General features: G+C 66.5%; 18 protein-coding genes and 2 tRNA genes. 11 read left to right on the top strand and 9 right to left on the bottom strand.

Annotated features, from left to right (window positions below):
* Positions 1–153: 153 nt before the first annotated feature.
* Positions 154–627, bottom strand: a complete 474-nt coding sequence (locus PYV00_RS16190; RefSeq protein WP_275229342.1) for a low molecular weight protein-tyrosine-phosphatase — start codon at positions 625–627, stop codon at positions 154–156.
* A gap of 182 nt (positions 628–809) precedes the next feature.
* Here PYV00_RS16190 and PYV00_RS16185 point away from each other — a divergent pair, with 182 nt between their 5' ends.
* Positions 810–4160 (top strand): Ig-like domain-containing protein, encoded by a 3351-nt coding sequence (locus PYV00_RS16185; protein WP_275229341.1) that lies wholly within the window; start codon positions 810–812, stop codon positions 4158–4160.
* Between the two features lie 21 nt (positions 4161–4181).
* Here PYV00_RS16185 and PYV00_RS16180 read toward each other — a convergent pair whose 3' ends face one another.
* From PYV00_RS16180 to PYV00_RS16170, 3 genes are all read right to left on the bottom strand, one after another.
* Positions 4182–5204, bottom strand: a complete 1023-nt coding sequence (locus PYV00_RS16180; protein ID WP_275229340.1) for a phytase — start codon at positions 5202–5204, stop codon at positions 4182–4184.
* On the bottom strand, positions 5204–8035 hold the full coding sequence (locus PYV00_RS16175; RefSeq protein WP_275229339.1) for a TonB-dependent receptor: 2832 nt from the start codon (positions 8033–8035) through the stop codon (positions 5204–5206). Before PYV00_RS16175 ends, PYV00_RS16180 begins: the two co-directional genes overlap by 1 nt.
* 190 nt (positions 8036–8225) lie before the next feature.
* Positions 8226–8302, bottom strand: a tRNA-Pro gene (locus PYV00_RS16170).
* Between the two features lie 183 nt (positions 8303–8485).
* Here PYV00_RS16170 and thyA point away from each other — a divergent pair.
* The 5 genes from thyA (at position 8486) to PYV00_RS16145 (ending at position 13832) form a co-directional block, all read left to right on the top strand.
* Positions 8486–9442, top strand: a complete 957-nt coding sequence (gene thyA, locus PYV00_RS16165; RefSeq protein ID WP_275229338.1) for a thymidylate synthase — start codon at positions 8486–8488, stop codon at positions 9440–9442.
* Positions 9443–9553: 111 nt separating this feature from the next.
* The gene (locus tag PYV00_RS16160) at positions 9554–10852 is read left to right on the top strand and encodes a 3-methyl-2-oxobutanoate dehydrogenase (2-methylpropanoyl-transferring) subunit alpha (RefSeq protein WP_275229337.1); all 1299 of its coding nucleotides are present in this window, start codon (positions 9554–9556) and stop codon (positions 10850–10852) included.
* Positions 10853–10857: 5 nt separating this feature from the next.
* The gene (locus tag PYV00_RS16155; protein WP_275229336.1) at positions 10858–11910 is read left to right on the top strand and encodes an alpha-ketoacid dehydrogenase subunit beta; all 1053 of its coding nucleotides are present in this window, start codon (positions 10858–10860) and stop codon (positions 11908–11910) included.
* A 4-nt stretch (positions 11911–11914) separates the two neighbouring features.
* Complete coding sequence (locus PYV00_RS16150; RefSeq protein WP_275229335.1) at positions 11915–13234, top strand: dihydrolipoamide acetyltransferase family protein; 1320 nt, start codon at positions 11915–11917, stop codon at positions 13232–13234.
* Positions 13235–13247: 13 nt separating this feature from the next.
* Positions 13248–13832: a YdeI/OmpD-associated family protein gene (locus PYV00_RS16145; protein WP_275229334.1), complete on the top strand. Its 585-nt coding sequence runs from the start codon at positions 13248–13250 to the stop codon at positions 13830–13832.
* Between the two features lie 49 nt (positions 13833–13881).
* On the opposite strand, the gene PYV00_RS16140 is transcribed toward PYV00_RS16145, so the two are convergent.
* Positions 13882–14292, bottom strand: a complete 411-nt coding sequence (locus PYV00_RS16140) for a hypothetical protein (protein ID WP_275229333.1) — start codon at positions 14290–14292, stop codon at positions 13882–13884.
* 245 nt (positions 14293–14537) lie between these two features.
* Here PYV00_RS16140 and PYV00_RS16135 point away from each other — a divergent pair.
* Positions 14538–14614: transfer RNA gene (locus PYV00_RS16135), tRNA-Asp, on the top strand.
* 115 nt (positions 14615–14729) lie between these two features.
* Here the strand turns inward: PYV00_RS16135 and PYV00_RS16130 are convergent.
* The 4 genes from PYV00_RS16130 to PYV00_RS16115 all read right to left on the bottom strand — a co-directional run bounded on the left by PYV00_RS16130 (position 14730) and on the right by PYV00_RS16115 (position 16233).
* Positions 14730–14945, bottom strand: a complete 216-nt coding sequence (locus PYV00_RS16130; protein ID WP_275229332.1) for a DUF2842 domain-containing protein — start codon at positions 14943–14945, stop codon at positions 14730–14732.
* Positions 14945–15547, bottom strand: a complete 603-nt coding sequence (locus PYV00_RS16125; protein WP_275229331.1) for a 5-formyltetrahydrofolate cyclo-ligase — start codon at positions 15545–15547, stop codon at positions 14945–14947. The genes PYV00_RS16130 and PYV00_RS16125 overlap by 1 nt, the downstream gene beginning before the upstream one ends.
* A 157-nt stretch (positions 15548–15704) precedes the next feature.
* Positions 15705–16022, bottom strand: a complete 318-nt coding sequence (locus tag PYV00_RS16120; RefSeq protein WP_275229330.1) for a cell division protein ZapA — start codon at positions 16020–16022, stop codon at positions 15705–15707.
* Between the two features lie 25 nt (positions 16023–16047).
* Positions 16048–16233, bottom strand: a complete 186-nt coding sequence (locus PYV00_RS16115) for a hypothetical protein (protein WP_275229329.1) — start codon at positions 16231–16233, stop codon at positions 16048–16050.
* A gap of 197 nt (positions 16234–16430) precedes the next feature.
* Between PYV00_RS16115 and tkt the strand changes: the two genes are divergently transcribed.
* The 4 genes from tkt to PYV00_RS16095 all read left to right on the top strand — a co-directional run bounded on the left by tkt (position 16431) and on the right by PYV00_RS16095 (position 21826).
* On the top strand, positions 16431–18404 hold the full coding sequence (tkt, locus tag PYV00_RS16110) for a transketolase (protein WP_275229328.1): 1974 nt from the start codon (positions 16431–16433) through the stop codon (positions 18402–18404).
* Between the two features lie 15 nt (positions 18405–18419).
* Positions 18420–19427: a type I glyceraldehyde-3-phosphate dehydrogenase gene (gap, locus tag PYV00_RS16105; protein WP_275229327.1), complete on the top strand. Its 1008-nt coding sequence runs from the start codon at positions 18420–18422 to the stop codon at positions 19425–19427.
* Positions 19428–19516: 89 nt separating this feature from the next.
* Complete coding sequence (locus tag PYV00_RS16100) at positions 19517–20716, top strand: phosphoglycerate kinase (protein WP_275229326.1); 1200 nt, start codon at positions 19517–19519, stop codon at positions 20714–20716.
* Between the two features lie 30 nt (positions 20717–20746).
* A complete protein-coding gene (locus tag PYV00_RS16095) occupies positions 20747–21826 on the top strand; it encodes an acyltransferase family protein (RefSeq protein ID WP_275229325.1) in 1080 nt (359 codons plus the stop codon).
* The last annotated feature ends 90 nt before the right edge of the window (positions 21827–21916 follow it).

Raw genomic sequence — 21916 nt, 5'->3', positions numbered from 1 at the left:
GTCTGTTTTGAAATGCGCCTATCGGCGCATGGCGGCACCGGCCCGCTCCCCCACCCGACCTCCCATCGGAATGATACTCTGTGGGAGGTCGGGTGGGGGAGCGGGCCGGTGCCGCCACGAAATGCGCTCTTCCGCGCATTTCAAAACAGACTCTCAGTCCGTTTCGCGGCCGAGCTTGCGCACCAGTTCGCGCGCCGCGCGCGTCACTTGCGCCCAGGTCTGTTCGAAGCCTTCGGCGTCGCCGAAATAGGGATCGGCCACGGCCTGCCCCTCAAGGCCCGGCACATGGTCGAGCAGCAGCGAGAGGACATGTTCGCGGCCGGCCGGCGCCAGCCGCGCGAGATGGGCGAGGTTATCGTGATCGAGCGCGAGGATATGGGTGAAGCGCGCGAAATCGGTCGGCCCCGCCTGCCGCGCGCGATAGCCGGAAATGTCGATGCCGTGGCGCCGCGCGGTGGCCTGCGCGCGCCGGTCGGGTGGCTGGCCCACATGCCAGTCGCCCGTGCCGGCGGAATCGACCAGCAGGTCGAGCCCGGCCGCCCCCGCCTCATGGCGCAGCGCCGCCTCGGCCAGCGGCGAGCGGCAGATATTGCCCAGGCAAACGAACAGCACGGCAGGTGGCGGCATGGTGCTTTGCCTAGCGCTCCGGGCTGGCGCCGTCACGCATTGCCGCACCAGCTTGGCGCAAATCGCTGATGCGCCAGCGGAATGGCGTGATATGAGGCAGGGATGACCAGGGGGCGAGCCCGGTTGCGGCAGGCGAGGCGCGGGCGGCGCGCGGAACAAGCGGTGAGGGCGGCGAACCGATCATGGTGACATCCAGCGAAATCGTCTCGACCACTGACTCGGGCAACATCTTCATCGATTCCCTGACCTATGATTTCGCCTACGTGCCCGGAACGAAGATCACTTACGTGTTCCAGGGCGCGATAGGGCAGGGGCAGAACGGCGGCACCACCTGGAGCGCGAACGGCGCGCGCGCCGGCTTCAACGCAGCGCTCGCAAGCTGGAGCGCGGTGGCCAATATCACCTTTATCGAAGCGCCCGGGCCCTACAACGGCACCGGCAGCATCGGCGCCTATGACTGGATCGAATCGCTCGGCGAGCTGGACGAGGATACGCTCGGCCAGCACGGCCTGCCCGGCGTCGGCACGCTGCTGGGCGAATACAACACGCTCGATGGCCTGATCACCAGCGAGACCACGCGGCCGGGCGGCTATTCCTACGATACCTTCGTGCACGAGATCGGTCACGGCCTGGGCCTGCTGCACCCGCATAACGACGGTGACGAGGCGCCGGGCGATCCCACCTTTCCCGGCGTCTATGGCGAATACCAACTGGGCCTCTACAACCTGAACCAGGGCGTGTTCACGGTGATGAGCTACAATTCGGGCTATGAGGAGGTCGGCCTCTCGCCCGATCCCGGCTATGGCTGGGCCCTGGGGCCGATGGCGTTCGATATCGCCGCGATCCAGCGGCTTTATGGCGCCAACATGAGCACCAATGCCGGCAATTCCACGTTCGTGCTGCCCGGCGCCAATGTCGCGGGCACGGGCTGGCTGGCGATCTGGGATGCGTCGGGCAGCGATACGATTGCGGCGGGCAATGCCGGCGGGGCGCCCGCGACCATCGACTTGCGCGCCGCGACGCTGCTCGACGCGCCGGGCGGCGGCGGCTTCGTCTCGCGGATCGGCGGCGTGATCGGCGGCTTCACCATCGCCAACGGCGCGACGATCGAGAACGCGCTGGGGGGCGATGGCGATGACCGGCTGCACGGCAACGCGGGGGCCAACCGGCTCGATGGCGGGGCGGGCTTCGATATCGTCAGCTATGAAGGCGTGACCGCCGATCTGGTGATCGACCTTGCCGCCGGAACCGCCACGGGCGACGGTGCCGATACGCTGGTCTCGATCGAGGGCGCGGTCGGCGGCGCGGGCAACGACACGCTGATCGCCAGGGCGGGCCAGGTGGATATCGACGCGCTCAACGAAGTCTACCGGCCGTTATATCTGGACAATACCAGCCGCGACACCGCGATGGACCTCGACTACAGGTTCGTTGCCGGCGCCAGCGACCCGGTCGTGCGGATGGATGCGGGGATGGCCAGCGTCACGGTTCATGCCGCGCCAGGAGGTGGATCGCATTTCTATTCCTTCACCGCTGGCGGCGCGGGGCCGGTCTATATCGATATCGACAGCAGCTTCGCGATCGACGCCGAGATATGGGTCTACGGCGAAAGCGGCGCGCTGATTGCCAGCAATGACGATGGGCCGGGGCTCGATCCCGGCGGTGCCAATGTCTTCGACAGCTTTCTGGAATTGAACGGCCTGCAGGCGGGGCAGCGTTATTACGTCAAGGTCAGCGATCATCGGGGCGGAATCGAGTCGGTCGCGTCCTACGATCTCAACATCGCGCAGGCGGCCGCGCGCTTGGCGGACAGCGCGGAACCGCTTGGATCGATGCTCGATGGCTGGGCGGGCGATGACACGCTGGTGGGCGGTTCCGGTTTCGATCGCCTGTTTGGCGGCTATGGCGACGATTCGCTGCGCGGCGGCGCGGGCAACGATCTGCTGGTGGGAGGCGAAGGGAGCGACTTCGCCCGCTATTCCGGGCTCCATTCGGCCTATAGCGCGAATGGCCTGGCTTCGGACGATATCGTCGTGGCGGGGCCGGACGGAACCGATCACCTGATCGGCGTAGAGGGGTTCCTGTTCGATGACGGGCTGTTCCAGTGGGCCGCCGATCTGGGATTCTTCCACGACAATCGGGGGCCTTTGCTCACGGTCGACACCGATGTGATGACCGCCGAGGACGTTGCCGTGGCATTCACCATAACGGCCAGCGACCCCGATGGCGATCCTGTCACCCTGACGATCGGCCAACCGACGCACGGTATCATAACCGGCGGTGAGGATGGGAGGTTCACGTACACTCCCGATCCCGATTTCTTCGGTGAGGACTATGTGTCAGTCCTGGCGAAAGACGATTCCTCAGGGGGCAACACTGCCCGGATTACGCTCCACGTCACGCCGGTCAACGACGCGCCCGAAGCCGCCACGAGCCAGACGGTGAGGACGCAGGCCGGCGGGCCGGCAAGATTCGCGATCGGTGCCTCCGATCGCGATGGGGACGCGCTCACCTATTCCGCCAGCGCGCCGGCGCATGGCACTGTCGCCTTTGCGCCGGGCGGCATCGCCACGTACCTCCCGGATGCCGGCTACAAGGGCGACGACGCTTTCACCATCACCGTCGCGGACGGACATGGAGGGACGATCATGCAAGCAATCGCCATCGAGTTCGGCGATCCCGCCTTCGGGGTTCTGGCCACCACGGGTTTCGCCGGTACGGTTGGCGGCAATGGCACGGTGTTCGGCACCACCGGCTTTCAGGACATCACCATCGCGCCGTCCGACAGCGCGATCGTGCTCGATCCCTCGTTCAACCGGGGCGGGGACATCGTGCGCCTGCCTGGCGACGCGGCCGATTATACCATCGCGCGTTCGGGCTCGCTCGCGGATATCATCGGGCCGGACGTGACGCTTTCGGTGCCGTTCGGGCCCAACGGCACGCTGATCGTGTTCGACGACGGCATCCGCTCGCTCCATGTCAACGCGACGGGAACCGCCGTGCTGTTCGGCGCTCAGGAAGTGACCGTAACCGCCACCGCCATCAGTGCGCCGCCGCAGAATCCGGTGCTGCCGACCGGCGAAGACCCCGGTGCGAGCGCGCGCGTGCTCTACGAGGAAGGCGCGCACGCCACGCTGGGCGGGGATTTCCAGATCTTCGGCACCGGCGGGGCCGAGACCGTGACCTGGCTTGCCGGCGACATGACGCTCGACCCCTCGTTCAACCGGGGCGGCGATACGCTGGAGATCGTCGATACGGCCAGCGATTTCGCGGCGTACCGGCAGGGATCGGCGGTGGTGCTGGTCACGGACGGCGGGTCGATCCTCGTCCCGGTCGGCCGGGGTGACATGACGCTCGATTTCGCGGGCGACGCGCGCACGCTCCATCTCGATACGGCGGCCGGCACCATCCTGGTCGGATCGCAGGCGATCACCGCGACCAGCCTTGCCACCGCGCAGGATCTGGCCGCGCCCACGCTGGCGATGCTGGTCCCGTTCGAGGCGGAAGCGAGCGCGCTGTCCGCCTGGGGCTGACCGCGCGCCGGCTTTGGTCTCTCAGGGCGCGGGTTGCACTGCCGCCATCACCGCTTGCCATGACACGAGCTTGAAGTTCTGCGCGTGCGGGCTGTTGTCGCCATCCTGCGCCACGAACAGCCCCTGCGGATAGGCCGCGCCGAAGCTGCCGCCGACCAGCGCGATGCCGTCGGTTTCCGAAGTGGCGCCGTAAGCGCCCGCACCGATGCGGAAGCGGCCGGCCGGCGCCATCCCCGGCAGGCGATAGAGCGCATAGGCATTGTCGCCCTGGCTCGATGCCACCAGCAGCCCGCCCTGATCGCCTTGCGGCAGGATCGCCAGCCCCTCGGTATCGGCGACAAGCTGCTTGCCGTCGGCCGGCGCCACCAGCGTGCCTTGCGTCTCGCTCGCGCCGAAACGCCAGATGCCGACGTCTTCCTCGCCGACGTAGAGCGTGCCGTCGCGCGGATCGACCACGCAGCCTTCGGTCTGCGTCGCCAGCTTGCGCGTGCGCAGATGCCGGGCCTGCGGCGCGCCGTCGAGCAGCAGCAGGTATTCCTCGATCGTTCCGTCCTTCAGCACCGAATAGGCGTGAAGGTCCGCGCCCTGGGCCCACAGGCACAGGCCATAGCCTTCACCCGTCCCGCCGCCGACCGTGCCTAGCGGCACCAGCCGCGCGGCGGCGGTATCGAGGCGGTAGAGCCGCAGCAGGGCGTGGAGCGGATCGTTGCGATCGCTGGCCGCCACGATCACGCCCCGGCCGGGCACGTCCACCAGATCGACATTGTTCAGCCGGCCATCGGCATCGAAATCGCGCCGCTTGCCGTCCAGGCCATAGACGTAGAGGCCGGCCTTCTTGTCGGTGGCGACGATCAGGCTTGCGGCCGGATCGGCGGGATTGCGCCAGATCGCCGGATCGTCGGCCGCGTCGGCGGCGGCCGTGCCCACCGGCTCGGTTTCGGCCGAGGCCGTCACCGTTGCGGCGGGAAGCGAGTTGACCGGCGGCGGCGTGGCGGCGCAGGCCGAACAGGCCAGCGCCGCCAGAAGGATGGTCGCCTTGCGCATCAGAAGCTCACCCGTGCGCCGAACTTCATCGTCCAGTTGTATTCCTCGAACTGCAGCAGGTTCCGGCGCGAGCCGATGGTGTTGTAGGCATAGTACTTCGCGTTGTTGATGTTCACCCATTCGTAGAACAGCTGCACCTGCTGGGTTACGCGGTACTTCGCGCTCATGTCGAGTTGGAAGTGATTGTCGATGATCCGGTCCTCGCTGACATCGTCGCCCAGCTCGTCAAGGTACTTCGAACGATAGGTGCCGGCCACGCGCAGGCTGACCGGGCCCTTCTCGTAACCCAGCGCCAGGTTGAAGGTGTGCTTGGACGTCGCGGGCAGGGTGATCTTGCGCAAGTCCAGCGGATCGCCGTCGACCGGCACTTTGCCGGTGGCGTCGGTGTAGGTGTAGTTGGCCTGCGTGATCAGCCCGTCGAACGGTGAGGGCAGGAAGCCGAAGGCTTGCGAATAGCTCAGTTCCAGGCCCCAGATCTTGGCCGACTTGCCGTTCTGCGGGATCGTCGCCTCGTCATAGGGGATGCCGTTGTACGTGCCCGGATCGTCGATATTCACGTCGAACGAAAAGTTCTTCACGTCCTTGTAGAAGAACGCCGCCGAAAGCGCGCCGTTGTTCGACAGGTAGTATTCGAGCGAGGCATCGAAGTTCCACGCCTCGTAGGGCCGCAGCTCGGGATTGCCGAACTCGCCCTCGCGCTCGTTGTCGTCGTTCTGCTCGATGGTGAAGCGCGGTGCCAGCTTGGACAGCTTGGGGCGAACCACGCTGCGATAGCCGGCCGTGCGCACGATCAGGTCCTGCGAGGGTTCCCAGCGTACGTTCAGGCTGGGCAGCCAGTGGCCATAGCTGCGCTTGAAGGCGTTGGGCACCACCAGCACGGTATCTTCCGCAGCGGTCGACCCGTCGGGCAGGGTGGCGTCTTCGGCGAAGAGCGTCACGGTGTTGGCGCGGATGTCGTTCTTGGTGTGCTCATAGCGCACGCCGCCGATCACCCGCAGCGTGCTGCTGTCCCAGCGGCCCAGCAGGTAGCCGGCCATGATGTCTTCATCGACCGTGTAGTCCTCGACCGCCGAATCGTACTGGCTGTCGATCGGGTTGAGTTCGAAGGCGCCGCGATCGCCGAAGAAGATATCGCGCACGCCGTTCTTGTTCAGCACCGGCGAGATGTCGGTGATGCGATAGGTCTGCTCGCCCAGCACGTCGGCGAGCGTCAGGTCTTCGTTTTCCCAGTACTCGGCTTCCAGGTTGTACAGCTTCTTGCGCCAGCGGCCCTTGGCGCCGGCCTGGACGGTGAACGTGCCGCCATCCATCTGGAAATCCCGGCCGAGATCGAGCCTGGCCGCGTATTCGCGGTCACGCGAATCCGACAGCGCGGTCAGCGTGATGTCGTCCAGCTCGAATTCCGAGGGGTTCGAGAAGTCGGCGACCGCGCCGGGGCTGCCCGAAACCGAATAGAGCGGCTTGCGCGGATCGGCGAAGTCGAGCCCCAGCTTCAGTCCGTCGCCATCGAAGCCCTTCTCGAAGTTGGCCGGGTCGATCGAGCCGTTCTCGCGCTCGGAGGACTTGGCCCAGCTCACCGAGTATTTCGCGTGCCAGTCGCCGTCGTTGGTTTCGCCGCCGAACACCAGCGAGCGGATCCGCTGGCGCTCGAAACGGTCCTTGAGCGAGCGCTGGACCGAGATCTCGCCATCGGCATCGTCATACAGCACGCTGTCGCCGCTGCCCGACGAAGGCGCTTCATCGAACTTGAAGCTGGTCTCGCGGCGGTATTCCTGATCGTCGAACTGGCTGTAGATGCCACGCAGATAGAGCGTCGTGGCATCGCCCAGCCTGAAGTCGAAGCTCAGGTTGGCGCTGAGGCGTTTGCGCTCGACGTCATAGTCGCGATAGTTGATCTCGTCGGGGAAGACGCGGCCATCGTCCTCGTCCCAGCCGTCGGCCTCGATGTTGTCGGTCTCGAACTTGCGCTGATAGTACGAGATGCCGCCCGAGATGCCGAAGTTGTCGGAGATCCGCCGCGAGAAGTCGAGGCTGCCCTTGGGCGTCACGGTGCCGGTGTAATCGTTGTAGCTGCCTTCGGCCTTGAGCGTCAGCAAGTCGCGCTTGCGGTTGAACGAGCTGGTCGTCTCGATCTCGATCGAGGCGCCGATGGTGTCGGCGTCCATGTCGGGCGTAAGCGACTTCTTGACTTCGATCGATTCGATGTTGTCGCTGGAAATCACGTCGAGCGCGACCGAGCGCACGTCGCTTTCCGGGGCGGGCACGCGCACGCCGTTGAGCGAGGTCGCGTTGAGTTCCGGGTCAAGCCCGCGCACCGAGACGAAGCGGCCTTCGCCCTGATCGTTGAGGATGTTGATGCCCGGCAGGCGGCGCAGCGATTCGGCCACGTTCTGATCGGGGAACTGGCCGATGGCATCGCGGCTCAGCACGTCGCTCACCGTGTCGGCGGCGCGCTTGCGCGACAGGGCGCTGGCCTGATTGGCGCTCTGGCCGTAGACGATGATCTCGGCCTTGTCGCCGCCCAGCGCGATATCGGCGCGCACCATGCCTTCGGCCGGCACCGTCACACGGCGCTGCACCGTGGGCGCGCCGACATAGCGGACTTCGATGGTGTAGTCACCGGCCGGCACGTCGCCGAACAGGAAGCTGCCGTCGTCTTCCGACACCGCGGTGCGCTTCAGTTCGACGATGGTCACTTGCGCCGAGCGCAGGGCGATCGTGTTGCTTTCGTCGATCACCGTGCCGACGATCTCGCCCGCCAGCGCCGGCGTTACCAGCGCCAGCGCGAGCGCCGACACCGAGCCCGAGAATATAACGGTATTGATTTTCATTTGCGCCTCCACCTCCTGAACCGGGTGGCGGCTAGCCGCGATTATTGACCTCGCGGTGACAGTTATGTGTCTCTTTTATGAAACATCCGTGGCGACATGCTTTCCGGCTGATGAACCCGGCGTGGTTTTCCAAGGCAAGACATGGGCTTGCTGCCGGCCGTTGCCAGCTATCGCTTGCGTGCTGGAAAATTGGTCGGGGAGAGAGGATTCGAACCTCCGGCCCCTGCCTCCCGAAGACAGTGCTCTACCAGGCTGAGCTACTCCCCGACCGATCGCGGCCACCCAGGGGCAGCGCGAGGCAGGAGCGCGCCTATAGAGAGGCAATCGCGCAGTGGCAACCCGCCTTTCGCCGCTTGTGACGAGAATCATACAGCGGGTCCGCCGGCGGGGCTTTGTCCGCCCCGCCGGCTTCGCGCTTGGCAGTGCCGGGGGTGGCGGTTACGATCAGGCATGGCCCAGCCCCTGACCCTTGCCCGCGACCCGCAACGCCGCCACTGGGAATGGCAATACCTCGACCTGATGCGCCGTATCTGGGAATCGGGTGATGAGCGGCGGGACCGTACCGGCGTCGGCACGCGCGCGCTTTTCGGGGCGACGATCCGCTTCGATCTGGCCGACGGGGTCATGCCCCTGCTCACCACCAAGCGCGTCTACTGGAAGACCGCGACGCGCGAGCTGCTGTGGTTCCTGACCGGCGAAACCAATATCCGCCCGCTCTGCGCGCAAGGCGTGGAGATCTGGACCGACTGGCCGCTCGATCGCTATCGGCGCGAGACCGGCGAGGCGATCGACCGCGCGGCGTTCTCGCGCCGGATCGTGGAGGATGTGGATTTCGCGGCGCGCTGGGGCGATCTCGGCCCGGTCTACGGCAAGCAGTGGGTCGACTGGCCGACGTATGTGCCCGCGGGCGACGGGCTGTTCCGCGCGGGGCCGGGCATCAACCAGATCGCGCAAGTGGTCGCAAGCCTGAAGGCCAATCCCGGCAGCCGCCGCCACATCGTCGAGGGCTGGAACGTCGCCGAGCTTGACGCCATGGCGCTGCCGCCATGTCACAAGACCTATCAGTTCCATGTCTCCGGCAATCGCCTTTCGGGCCTGCTCTATCAACGCAGCTGCGATCTTGGCCTGGGGTTCGCCTTCAACATGTGGTCGCTGGCGCTGCTGATCCGTATGCTGGCGCAGCAGTGCGAACTGGAACCGGGCGAGGCGGTGTGGATGGGCGGGGACGTGCACCTCTATCTCAACCACGCCCCGCTGGTGGCCACGCAGCTTGGCCGGGAGCCCGACGGCGAGCCGAGGCTGGCGATTCTCAGGCGTCCGGCCTCGATCTTCGACTATCGGATCGAGGACTTCGAAGTCACCGGCTATGCGCCGCAGGCGCATATCGCGGCGCCTGTCGCGGTCTGATTGACGTCGCGGTCTGATTGACATTGCGGGATTGCGAAATATTATGACGCCTCGTTAGAATTTTACTTCATTGGTCCCTGGTGGACCGAGCACGCGGGGGGAGCGCGAACGATGGCCGATGGTCGAACCGGTGCTGGCATATCGCGCGGCAATCTGCCGCCGCTGGAACTTCACGTGCCCGAGCCGCGCTACCGGCCCGGCGACGCGGTCGATTATTCCTATCTGGCGATTCCCGAGGCGGGCAAGCAGCCCCGCCCGGACGAGACCTGCCCGGCAGCGGAGACCTTCCCGCTGTGCGACGACCTGATTCGCGTGCTGGACGAGGATCATCGCGCGGTCGGCCCGTGGAATCCCCGGCTCGATGCCGAAACGCTGCGGCGGATGCTGCGCGCCATGGCGCTGACCCGCGCGTTCGATGACCGGATGTACCGCGCCCAGCGCCAGGGCAAGACCAGCTTCTACATGAAGTGCACCGGCGAGGAGGCCACCTCGGTCGCCTCGGCCTTCGCGCTGGCTTCGGACGATATGGTGTTCCCCAGCTATCGCCAGCAGGGCATCCTGATCGCGCGCGGCTATCCGTTGGTCGAGATGGTCAACCAGATCTATTCGAACCGCGCCGACGTGCTGAAGGGCCGGCAATTGCCGATCATGTATTCGGCGCGCGATTACGGCTTCTTCTCGATCTCGGGCAATCTTGCCACGCAATATCCGCAAGCGGTGGGCTGGGCGATGGCCAGCGCGATCAAGGGCGACACCCGCATCGCCACCAGCTACATCGGCGAGGGATCGAGCGCGGAAGGCGATTTCCATTCCGCGCTGATGTTCGCGGCGGTCTACAACGCGCCGGTGGTGCTCAACATCGTCAACAACCAGTGGGCGATCTCGAGCTTTTCGGGTTTCGCCGGGGCCGAGCGTTCGACGTTCGCCGCGCGCGCCATCGGCTATGGCATCGCGGGCCTGCGGGTGGACGGCAACGATGCGCTGGCGGTCTATGCGGCGATGCGCTGGGCGGCCAACCGCGCGCGCGCCAATGGCGGGCCGACGCTGATCGAGCATTTCACCTATCGCGCCGAAGGCCATTCCACTTCGGACGATCCTTCCGCCTACCGTTCCGCGCGGGAGCGCGAGGAATGGCCGCTGGGCGACCCGGTGATGCGCCTGAAGCGCCACCTCGTCGCGCTGGGCGAATGGTCGGTGGAGCAGCACGAGGCGATGGACCGCGAGCTGGTGGAAGAAGTCAAGACCGCGACCAAGGAAGCCGAGAAGAACGGCATCCTGGGCCACGGGATGCATCACCCGTTCCACACCATGTTCGAGGACGTGTTCGAGGAACTGCCCTGGCATTTGCAGGAGCAGGCCGAGCAGGCGATCCGCGAGCGTCGGGTCAAGTGGCCGGACTGGAAGGAATAAAGGCCATGCTTGAAGAGGAACCCGTCAGCCTGGCCGAAGCGCCCACGCGCAGCCTCAACATGATCGAGGCGATCAACGAGGCGCTCGACATCATGCTGGCCCACGATCCCGACGTCGTCATCATGGGCGAGGATGTCGGCTATTTCGGCGGCGTGTTCCGCGCGACCGCCGGACTCCAGAAGAAATACGGCAAGACCCGCGTGTTCGATACGCCGATCAGCGAATGCGGCATCATCGGCGTCGCGGTGGGCATGGGCGCTTACGGGCTGCGCCCGGTGCCGGAGATCCAGTTTGCCGACTATATCTATCCGGGGCTGGACCAGCTCGTCTCGGAAGCGGCGCGGATGCGCTATCGCTCGGCCGGCCAGTTCATCGCGCCGCTGACGGTGCGCTCGCCTTTCGGCGGCGGCATCTTCGGCGGGCAGACGCACAGCCAGAGCCCCGAAGCGCTGTTCACCCATGTCGCCGGCCTCAAGACGGTGGTGCCCTCCACCCCGCACGATGCCAAGGGCCTGCTGATCGCCGCGATCGAGGACAACGATCCGGTGATCTTCTTCGAGCCCAAGCGCATCTACAACGGCCCGTTCGACGGCTATTACGATCGCCCTTCGAAGACCTGGAAAGGCCATCCCGGCGGCGAAGTGCCCGAAGGCTATTACACGATCCCGCTGGGCAAGGCGCGGGTGGTGCGCGAAGGTTCGGCGATGACCGTGCTGGCCTATGGCACGATGATCCACGTCGCGGCCGCCGTGCTGGAGGAAAAGGGCATCGATGCCGAGATCATCGACTTGCGCACGCTGGTGCCTATCGACATCGAGACTGTGGAAAAGTCGGTGGAGAAAACCGGGAAATGCCTGGTGATCCACGAGGCGACGCGCACCTCCGGCTTCGGCGCCGAACTGGCCGCGCTGGTGCAGGAACGCTGCTTCTACCACCTGGAAGCCCCGGTCGAACGCGTCACCGGCTTTGACACGCCTTATCCGCACAGCCTGGAATGGGCATATTTTCCCGGTCCCGTTCGCATCGGCGAAGCGATCGACCGGCTGATGGAGGATTGATTCGATGGGACGCTATACGTTCCGGCTCCCCGATATCGGCGAAGGTATCGCCGAGGCCGAAATCGTCGCCTGGCATGTGAAAGTGGGCGACACGGTCGAGGAAGATGGCCGGCTTGCCGACATGATGACCGACAAGGCGACGGTCGAGATGGAAAGCCCGGTATCGGGCAAGGTGATCGAGGTCGCCGGCGATGCGGGCGATGTGATCGCCATCGGCTCGCCGTTGGTGGTGATCGAGGTCGAGGGCGCCGGGAACGAGGAGGGCGATGGTCCTTCGGGCAGCGGCGCACAGGCCGTGGAACCGGCAAGACCCGCTCCGCCCGAATTGGCGGAAGCGCCGGTGGCCGAAACGCCGCCCGCGCCGGTCCCCGCGCCCGCGATGGAGCGGCAGCAAGCCGCGCCGCCGCCGCCCGCTCCCGAGCCCGTGGCCGCTCCCCCGCCGGCCTCGCACGCCAAGGTCTTGGCCAGCCCCGCCGTGCGCAAGCGCGCGGCGGACCTTGGCATCGACCTTGGCGAAGTGCGCCCGGCCGAGGACGGCCGCGTGCGCCATGGCGATCTCGACGCGTTCCTGGCCTACAACGCGGCCGGCGGCTTCCGGCCGGCGGGGCGCAAGGGCAAGGACGAGCACGTCCGCGTCATCGGCCTCAGGCGCCGCATCGCCGAGAACATGGCGGCGTCCAAGCGCCACATTCCGCATTTCGCCTATGTCGAGGAATACGATGTCACCGCGCTGGAAGAAGCGCGCGCGCAGCTCAATGCGGCGCGGGGCGAGCGGCCCCGGCTGACGATGCTGCCGTTCCTGATCACCGCGATCTGCCGCCTGCTGCCCGATTTCCCGATGCTCAATGCCCATTACGACGATGAGGCGGGCGTGGTGAGGCGCCATGGCTCGGTGCACCTGGGCATCGCGGCGCAGACGCCCGCCGGGCTGATGGTGCCGGTGATCCGCGACGCGCAGGATCGCAACCTGTGGCAGCTGGCCGCCGAGATCGCGCGGCTGGGCGCGGCCGCGCGCGATGGTTCGGCCAAGTCGTCCGAACTTTCCGGCTCGACGCTGACGGTCACATCGCTCGGCCCGATGGGCGGCGTGGCGACCACCCCGGTGATCAACCGGCCCGAAGTGGCGATCATCGGCCCGAATCGGATTGTCGAACGGCCGATGTTCGTGAAAGATGCGAGCGGTATCGAGCGCATCGAGAAGCGCAAGCTGATGAACATCTCGATGAGTTGCGATCACCGCGTCGTCGATGGCTGGGACGCGGCGAGCTTCGCGCAGGAGCTCAAGACGCTGATCGAGACGCCGGCGCTGCTGCTGGTGAGCTAGAGGGGAATGCGGCATGGCGAAGGATACGCGGGTGGATGCATACATCGCCGGGGCCGCCGACTTCGCCAGACCGATCCTGGAACACTTGCGCGATCTGGCGCATCGCGCACTGCCGGATGCCGATGAGACCATCAAGTGGAGCAGGCCGCACTTCACCGTGAAGGGGAAGAACATCGCCGGCATGGCGGAGTTCAAGGCGCATTGCATTTTTACCATCCATGGCGAGGGCCGGCAGGGTGAGGCGATGGGCCAGTATGGCAGGATCACCGCGCTGGCGGATCTGCCGCCCGATGCCGATCTTGTCACCAGCCTGCAGGCGGCCAGGGCGCGCGTGCTGCAACAAGGCAGCGCCAGGAAGGAACCCGTCGTGCGCGCGCCTAAACCCGAAATCCCGATGCCCGACGATTTCGCCGCGGCGCTGGCGGCGGTGCCGGCGGCACAAGCCGCTTATGACGGCTTCCCGCCATCGGCCCGGCGCGAATACCTGGAATGGATCACCGAGGCGAAATCCGAAGCGACGCGCCACAAGCGCGTGGCCCAGGCGATCGAATGGATCGCCGAGGGCAAGAAGCGCCACTGGAAATACCAGAGGGGCTGAAACGTCGGTGCCCGTGCGCCTTGCCGCCGGAACCGAGTGGCAAGCGGACCTAGCGCACGATGCCGCTATAGGCGATATGGCCTGAGCCCCTGGCGGCGGTGAGCGCGGAAATGCGCCAGCGCACGTGCGTCACGTCCTCGGGCGTCGCCATGCGCGATCCGATGCGCAAGTCTTCCAGCTTGCCCCAGGTGCGGCCCCCGTCGACCGATACTTCCTGATTCTCGCGCGCGCTTTCCTGATAGGCCAGCCGCGCGGGCAGGGGATTGGTGATGACGAAGCTGCCGTCACCGCCCATCCGGTACCAGCTCACGATCGTCACCACCCGGTCGCCACGACTGAGCCGCGCGGCGGGTTCGAGCCGGCGGTCCCGGTCGGCCTCCTGCCGCTCGACATAGACGGCGCTCTGGGTCGAGATATTGGGCGTGGCCGCTGCCGCCACTGGCGAAAGCATGGCTGCCATGCCGGCAAGCGCAGCCGCAAGGCGCGCAAACGCGGTAACGGAATTCACGTGCGATGGTCCCCCTGTCGTCCACCCGGATGAAGGAATCTTGCCCGCCAAGCCCCAAGATATGGTTAACCGCCGTGCGGAAATTCCGGGTTTCCACAGGCCGATCGGGGAATTTCACGCAAACATGGCAAGGCGGTTGACAGGCTTTGCGACCTGCCTTAGTGGCGCGGCTCCCCAAGGGGTGCACGCCCAAACACGCGGGTGTAGCTCAGTTGGTTAGAGCGCCGGCCTGTCACGCCGGAGGTCGCGGGTTCAAGTCCCGTCACTCGCGCCACTTGGGGATTTTCCTTCCTGTTCAGCGGAAAATCCGGGCCGGCCGGGCGCATGATCGCCCGGACGCATGGCGCCTGTGTGACGGTGGCGGCAAGGAACGCGGCGGCGCCTTCCAGCTATCCCCAGCGGCCGGTTTCCATCCAGATCAGGAAACGCCGCAGCGGCAGGATCCACACGATTCCCAGCGCGATATAGACCGGCATCTGCGCCAGCGTGTGCCACCGGGCGATCAGCGGCGCGATCCAGGCGGCAACGGCGATGCCATAGAGCGCCAGCCCCAGGCAGAGCCCCAGGATGCCGGCGGGAATGCGCCAGGTTGGTTCTTCGCGCATCATTCGCTTTCCGTGTAGAGCCGCGTCGGGGTGACGACGGCGTGCAATGGGCGGTCGTGCGGTTCCACCGCGAGCGATTCGACAAGCTGGCAATCCCAGCCCAGCCCGATCGCCACGGTTTCAGGATGCGCGGCCAGCCAGCGGTCGTAATGCCCGCCGCCTTGCCCCAGCCGGTCGCCCCGCGCGGTGAAGCCCAGCAGCGGCACGAAGACCACGCCGGGCGTCACATCGTCCGCATCGGCGCGGGGCTGCGCCGCGCCGAACGGGCCGGCTTCCAGTTCATCCTCGTCGTAAGGGTCGGTCCAGCGGCCGAATGTCATCGGCGCGTCGCGGCTGGCGAAGCGGGGCAGGGCAAGCTGGCGCCCGTTCTCGTGCAGCCATTTCGCGTAAGCCAGCGTCGGCGCTTCGGCGCCCACCGGGCGATAGAGCCCGACAGTGACGCCTTCGGGCACCATCGCGGCCACCGGCACCGGCGGGCGCAGGAACATCAGCGCCATCATGCTTCCGGGCAGCGCGGCGACATGATCGCGCCGCAAGCGCCGCAGCGCTTCGCGCAGGCGCGCCTTCTGCTCGGGTGCTGGCAAGGGGGGTGACGGGTCCACCGTGGGTCGTTTTCCTAGAAATCCTCTGACGCCTCAACGTCAGGTGGGAACCATGTACGCCGGACCAGGATCCGGGCAGGGACAGCTCCCAAGGATTGCTTATAGCCTCAGGGATGTTCGAACGGTTCGTACCGGGCAGATCCCGTCAGCAGCCTATCTAGGCGCTGGGAGCCCGACCCTCAAGCCGGCTGGCGAGATTTTCAAGCTGGGTGGCGATCGCGGCGATCCGCGCGTCAAGGCCCGGCGGGATGCTCGCGGGGGCCGGCACGGGTTGCTGGCGCAGTTCGTACAGCTCGTCCGCCAGCAGCAGCGCGGCGAACAGCAGCATACGCGGCTCGCTCTGCCCGCTGACGCCGCCGGCCGCTTCCAGCCGCGCGTCGATCATGCGGCCCAGGCTGGCGATATGCGCCTCCTCGCCATCGGCGCAGGCGACCGTGAAGCCACGGCCGCCGATCACGAGCGAGACATTGCTCATCGCCGTGGCCCCACGCCGGCCGGCCTCATGCGTCGTCCCCGGCGATCAGCGCATCGAGGGCCGCGATCGAATTCGCCACGCTTTGCTTGAGCGCTTCGTGCCGCGCCGCCAGCGCATCGGCATCGCCTATCGGCTTTTGCGTCGCCGCCAGGATGCGCGAAAGAGCCGCCTCGATCCTGTCGAACGATCTTTCCAGAGACCCCCCGTTCATCGCCTCTGGCTAACCCAAAATGACAAAAACGCAAGCAATTACATGCGGCACTTCGTGTTCCGTATCGGACTGGCGCGAGCGCGGCGGGCGGGAAGGGCGGAGCGGGGAACGGGCGGTGAACTTGACGCGGCGGCCCCTCTCCCTAAAGGAGCCCCGAACTCGAATCGTCTTGTCTTTCCCGCTTTCGGAGCCTTTTCATGACCCTCGACCATACCCGCCTCGCGCCGATGGCCAATGCCATCCGGGCGTTGTCGATGGACGCGGTGCAGGCGGCGAACAGCGGCCACCCCGGTATGCCGATGGGCATGGCCGATGTCGCCACGGTGCTTTTCGCGCAGGTGCTGAAGTTCGATCCGGCCGCGCCGAAGTGGCCCGATCGCGATCGCTTCGTGCTTTCGGCCGGCCATGGCTCGATGCTGATCTACTCGCTGCTGCACCTCACCGGGTATGACAGCCCGACGATCGAGGATATCCGCAATTTCCGCCAGATGGGCAGCCCTTGCGCCGGCCACCCGGAAAACTTCCTGATCCCCGGCGTCGAATGCACCACGGGCCCGCTGGGGCAGGGACTGGCGATGGCCGTGGGCATGGCGATGGCCGAACGCCACCTCAACGCCATGTTCGGCGATGGCCTGGTCGATCACAAGACCTGGGTGATCGCCGGCGACGGCTGCCTGATGGAAGGCATCAACCACGAGGCGCTTGGCCTGGCGGGCACGCTCAAGCTTGGCCGGCTCAAGGTGCTCTGGGACGATAACCGCATCACCATCGACGGCGATACTTCGCTTTCGACCAGCGAGGACATTCCCGCGCGCTTCCGCGCCGCCGGCTGGGAAACGCTTTCGTGCGACGGGCATGATTTCGCCGATATCGCGCGCGCGTTGGCCGAGGCGGCCGCTTCGGACAAGCCGACGCTGGTCGCCTGCCGCACCGTGATCGGCAAGGGCGCGCCCAACAAGCAGGGCAGCCACGATGTCCATGGCGCCCCGCTCGGCGCTGAGGAAATCGCCGCCGCGCGCGCCGCGCTGGGCTGGACCGCCGCGCCGTTCGAGATTCCCGCCGAAATCCTGGCCGACTGGCGCTCGCTGGGCGCGAAGGGTGCCGCCGCGCGGGCCGCATGGGAAGCGCGGCTGGCCGCCGACAGCCAGGGCGCGGAATTCTCGCGCCGCATGGCGGGCGACTTGCCGGCGGGCGATGACGTGGCGCGCACCTTTGCCGGCTGGCTGGATGGCGACCAGAATGTCGCCACGCGCAAGGCTTCGGAAAACTGCCTCAACGTGCTGGCACCGCTGGTGCCCGAGCTGGTTGGCGGATCGGCCGACCTCACCGGATCGAACAACACCAAGGCCAAGGTGCAGGCACCCTTCACCGCCGCCGACTATGCCGGCAGCTACGTCTATTACGGCATCCGCGAATTCGGCATGGCCGCCGCGATGAACGGCATGGCGCTGCACGGCGGAGTGATCCCCTATGGCGGCACGTTCCTGATCTTCTCCGACTATTGCCGCAACGCGATCCGCCTTTCGGCGCTGCAGCAGGCGCGCGTCGTCTATGTGCTGACGCACGACAGCATCGGGCTGGGCGAGGATGGCCCGACGCACCAGCCGATCGAGCAGGTCATGTCGCTGCGCCTGATCCCGAACCTCAACGTGTTCCGCCCGTGCGACGTGATCGAGACCGCCGAGTGCTGGATGCTCGCGCTGCAATCGCCGGATGCGCCGTCGGTGCTGGCGCTCAGCCGCCAGAACCTCGCGCAAGTGCGCCATGACGGCGAGATGCTGAGCGCCAGGGGCGCCTATCGCCTGCGCGCCGCGAGCGCCGCCCGCAAGGTGGTGCTGATCGCCACGGGTTCCGAAGTGCAGCTTGCGCTGCAAGTTGCCGATCAGCTTGAGGCGAGCGGAATTGGATCGGATGTGGTCTCGATGCCGTGCATGGAACTGTTCGAGCAGCAGGATCATGGCTATAAGGCCGACATCCTCGGCGGCGCGGACGTTGTGCGAGTCTCGATCGAGGCCGGCTCCACGCTGGGCTGGGAACGCTATACGGCGGGGGGCTTGCAGATCGGCATCGACCGTTTCGGCGCTTCCGCGCCCGCGAAGGATCTGTTTGCCCGCTTCGGCTTCACCGCCGATGCGATCGTCCCCAGGATCATGGGAAAAGTCAGCAGCTAACGAGGAGTTTCTCATATGGCGACCAAGGTTGCGATTAACGGTTTCGGACGTATCGGGCGCAATGTGGCGCGCGCCATTCTCGAGCGCCCGGATTGCGGCCTTGAGCTGGTTTCGATCAACGACCTTGCCGACGCCAAGGCCAATGCCCTGCTGTTCAAGCGCGACAGTGTCCACGGCACGTTTCCGGGCACCGTCGAGGTGGATGGCAATGACCTGATCATCAACGGCAAGCGCATCCACGTGACGGCCGAGCGGGACCCGGCCAACCTGCCGCACGCCGCCCACGGCATCGACATCGCGCTGGAATGCACCGGCTTCTTCACCGACAAGGCGAGCGCGGGCAAGCACCTGGAAGCCGGCGCCAAGCGCGTGCTGATCTCGGCCCCGGCCAAGGGTGTCGACCTGACGGTGGTCTATGGCGTCAACCATGACCAACTCACCGCCGATCACCTCGTCGTCTCGAACGCCTCGTGCACCACCAACTGCCTCGCGCCGTTCGCCAAGGTGCTGCACGAGACGGTGGGGATCGAGCGCGGCCTGATGACCACGATCCATTCCTACACCAACGACCAGAAGATCCTCGACCAGATCCACAAGGACCCGCGCCGCGCCCGCGCCGCTGCGATGAGCATGATCCCGACCAGCACCGGCGCCGCTGTCGCGGTCGGCCTCGTCCTGCCCGAGCTGAAGGGCAAGCTCGATGGTTCCTCGATCCGCGTGCCGACGCCGAACGTCTCGGTGGTGGACCTGACCTTCCAGCCCAAGCGCGACACCACCGCCGAGGAAGTGAACGGCCTGCTCAAGGCCGCCGCCGAAGGGCCGCTGAAGGGCGTGCTCGCCTATACCGAGGAGCCGCTGGTCTCGATCGACTTCAACCACGATTCGCATTCGTCGACGATCGACAGCCTCGAGACCGCCGTGCTCGAAGGCAAGCTGGTGCGCGTGCTGTCGTGGTATGACAACGAATGGGGCTTCTCGAACCGCATGGTCGATACCGCCGGCGTCATGGCCGGCCTGCTCTGAAGCGAAACGCGGCGGCAGGGACCATCCGGTTTCCGCCGCCGCGCCACTTGTAGAACGCGACACGCACGCAAACGAGACAAGGATCGGGAATGGCCACCTTTCGCACGCTGGATGATCTGGGCGAGGTAAGCGGCAAGGTCGCGCTGGTCCGGGTCGATCTCAACCTGCCGATGCAGGATGGCCGCGTCAGCGACGATACTCGCGTGCGGGCTTCGGCGCCAACGATCCTGGAACTGGCCGCGAAGGGCGCCAAGGTGCTGCTGCTGGCGCATTTCGGCCGTCCCAAGGGAGAGCGCGTGTCCACCCAGTCGCTCAGCATGGTGATCGGCGCGGTCGAGGCGGTGCTGGGCAAGGAAGTGATGTTCGTGCCCGAAGTCGCCGGGCCCGTGGTCGAACAGACCATCGGCATCCTGCGGCCGGGCGATATCGCCATCCTGGAGAACACGCGTTTCTGGAAGGGCGAGGAAAAGAACGATCCCGAATTCGCCAGGGCCATCGCCGCGAACGGCGATTTCTATGTGAACGATGCCTTTTCCGCCGCGCACCGCGCGCACGCGACCACCGAGGGGCTGGCGCGCCTGCTGCCCGCCTATGCCGGCCGGTCGATGCAGGCCGAACTGGAGGCGCTCGACAAGGCGCTGGGCAACCCGGAAAAGCCGGTCGCGGCGGTCGTCGGCGGGGCCAAGGTCTCCTCCAAGCTCGACGTGCTCAAGCATCTGGTCACGCAGGTCGACCACCTGATCATCGGTGGCGGCATGGCCAACACCTTCCTCGCCGCCAAGGGCGTCGATGTGGGCAAGTCGCTGTGCGAGCATGATCTTGCCGCCACCGCGAACGAGATCCTCGAACGGGCCGACAGCGCGGGCTGCACCGTGCATTTGCCCTATGAAGTGGTGGTGGCCAAGGAATTCGCCGCCAATCCGCCCAGCCTGCGCACCTGCAATGTCCACGAAGTCGCCGGCGACGAGATGATCCTCGATGTGGGGCCGGCCGCGGTCGAGGCGCTGGCCGACGTGCTCAAGACCTGCCGGACGCTGGTGTGGAACGGACCGCTGGGCGCGTTCGAGACCTCGCCGTTTGATGCGGCGACGGTGGCTCTGGCGAAGACGGCGGCGGCGCTGACGCGCGAAGGATCGCTGATCTCGGTCGCGGGCGGCGGCGATACCGTGTCGGCACTCAACCACGCCGGTGTCGCGCAGGATTTCACATATATTTCAACCGCCGGGGGCGCCTTCCTGGAGTGGATGGAAGGCAAGGAACTGCCCGGTGTCGCCGTGCTTGCCGCCTGAAGGCGCGGCCCGCGCGCCGGGTTCGCGCGCGTGAGGGCGCCGAACCCCGCCGAAACCGCATCGCATGGGGCCGATCGCTACGTCACGCTGGACGGAATGCGCGGGATCGCCGCGCTGGCGGTGGCGCTGTTCCATTTCGATCAGTCGCTGGTGCCGCACGGCTACCTTGCGGTGGATTTCTTCTTCGCGCTGTCGGGTTTCGTGTTGTATCGCGCGTACCGGCCGCGCTGGGAAGCCGGGCTGGGCACGCGCCAGTTCCTGCTCCAGCGCGTGGTGCGGCTCTATCCGCTATTCCTGCTCGGCGTGCTGCTGACCACCGCCCTGGCGGTGCACAAGGTCACGCATGGCCTGCCTTTCGGGCTGGATTTGCGCGGCATCGCGGTGAGCGCGATGTTCAACGCGGCCATGCTGCCATCGCCGATGGACATGCCGCTGTTTCCGCTCAACGTGCCGTCGTGGTCGCTGTTCTTCGAACTGGTCGCCAATGTCGCGCTGATCGTGCTGCTGTTCCGCCTGCCGCGCCTGGCGCTGGCGGCGATCTGCGTGTTTGCCGCCGTGAACCTGGCGCCGATCATCCTCGATCACGGCTCGGGCAATATCGGCGCGCTGTGGGGCGAATATGGCGTGGCCCTGCTGCGCACGGCCTTCTCCTTCACGTTCGGCGTGCTGGTGGGCACGCTGCCGCAGGACCATGCGCGGCCGAGCGGGCCGGGGCTGCTGTGCTTCGTGCTGATCGTGGTGGTGCTGGCGGCCCAAGTCTCGCGGTTTTCGGTGGCCGCCTATGACCTTGGCGCGATCCTTGTCGCATCGCCCGTGCTGCTGCTGATCGGCACGCGGGTGGAGCCGGGGCGGTTCATCGCGCCTGTCGCCACGTTCGTGGGCGACATGTCCTATGCGCTTTACGCGGTGCACTGGGCGTTCATCGGCCTGTTCCGCCATATCCGCGATACGCTGCACATTCCGCAATTGCCGATGGCCGCGATCTTCCTGGGCGCGATGCTGGCGCTCGCCTGGCTTTGCGTGCGCTGGTTCGACGCGCCGATGCGCCGGCGCATGGGCCAGTGGATCGCCCCCCGGCAGACCGCGCGCGTGCCGTTGCCCAACGTTTGAAAGGTGGTTTGGCAATGCGCTCTACCACTACTTTGGCAGAAGTGTAATTTTTGGGATTCCCATGACGCAAGATGCGTGATTCATGGGGAG

This window comes from Novosphingobium album (ex Liu et al. 2023), assembly GCF_029076845.1.
Taxonomy (GTDB): domain Bacteria; phylum Pseudomonadota; class Alphaproteobacteria; order Sphingomonadales; family Sphingomonadaceae; genus Novosphingobium.
The sequence above is the reverse complement of the archived record's forward strand: the minus strand, read 5'-3'. Positions and strand labels throughout refer to the sequence as shown.

Excerpts from the sequence above, each read along its gene's own strand:
- PYV00_RS16155 (WP_275229336.1), top strand. The coding sequence starts at position 10,858 with ATGCTTGAAGAGGAACCCGTCAGCCTGGCCGAAGCGCCCACGCGCAGC.
- PYV00_RS16120 (WP_275229330.1), bottom strand. The coding sequence starts at position 16,022 with ATGAGCAATGTCTCGCTCGTGATCGGCGGCCGTGGCTTCACGGTCGCC.
- PYV00_RS16115 (WP_275229329.1), bottom strand. The coding sequence starts at position 16,233 with ATGAACGGGGGGTCTCTGGAAAGATCGTTCGACAGGATCGAGGCGGCT.
- thyA (WP_275229338.1), top strand. The coding sequence starts at position 8,486 with ATGGCCCAGCCCCTGACCCTTGCCCGCGACCCGCAACGCCGCCACTGG.
- PYV00_RS16145 (WP_275229334.1), top strand. The coding sequence starts at position 13,248 with ATGGCGAAGGATACGCGGGTGGATGCATACATCGCCGGGGCCGCCGAC.
- gap (WP_275229327.1), top strand. The coding sequence starts at position 18,420 with ATGGCGACCAAGGTTGCGATTAACGGTTTCGGACGTATCGGGCGCAAT.
- PYV00_RS16100 (WP_275229326.1), top strand. The coding sequence starts at position 19,517 with ATGGCCACCTTTCGCACGCTGGATGATCTGGGCGAGGTAAGCGGCAAG.
- PYV00_RS16140 (WP_275229333.1), bottom strand. The coding sequence starts at position 14,292 with ATGGCAGCCATGCTTTCGCCAGTGGCGGCAGCGGCCACGCCCAATATC.
- tkt (WP_275229328.1), top strand. The coding sequence starts at position 16,431 with ATGACCCTCGACCATACCCGCCTCGCGCCGATGGCCAATGCCATCCGG.
- PYV00_RS16180 (WP_275229340.1), bottom strand. The coding sequence starts at position 5,204 with ATGCGCAAGGCGACCATCCTTCTGGCGGCGCTGGCCTGTTCGGCCTGC.
- PYV00_RS16185 (WP_275229341.1), top strand. The coding sequence starts at position 810 with ATGGTGACATCCAGCGAAATCGTCTCGACCACTGACTCGGGCAACATC.
- PYV00_RS16160 (WP_275229337.1), top strand. The coding sequence starts at position 9,554 with ATGGCCGATGGTCGAACCGGTGCTGGCATATCGCGCGGCAATCTGCCG.
- PYV00_RS16175 (WP_275229339.1), bottom strand. The coding sequence starts at position 8,035 with ATGAAAATCAATACCGTTATATTCTCGGGCTCGGTGTCGGCGCTCGCG.
- PYV00_RS16150 (WP_275229335.1), top strand. The coding sequence starts at position 11,915 with ATGGGACGCTATACGTTCCGGCTCCCCGATATCGGCGAAGGTATCGCC.
- PYV00_RS16130 (WP_275229332.1), bottom strand. The coding sequence starts at position 14,945 with ATGCGCGAAGAACCAACCTGGCGCATTCCCGCCGGCATCCTGGGGCTC.
- PYV00_RS16190 (WP_275229342.1), bottom strand. The coding sequence starts at position 627 with ATGCCGCCACCTGCCGTGCTGTTCGTTTGCCTGGGCAATATCTGCCGC.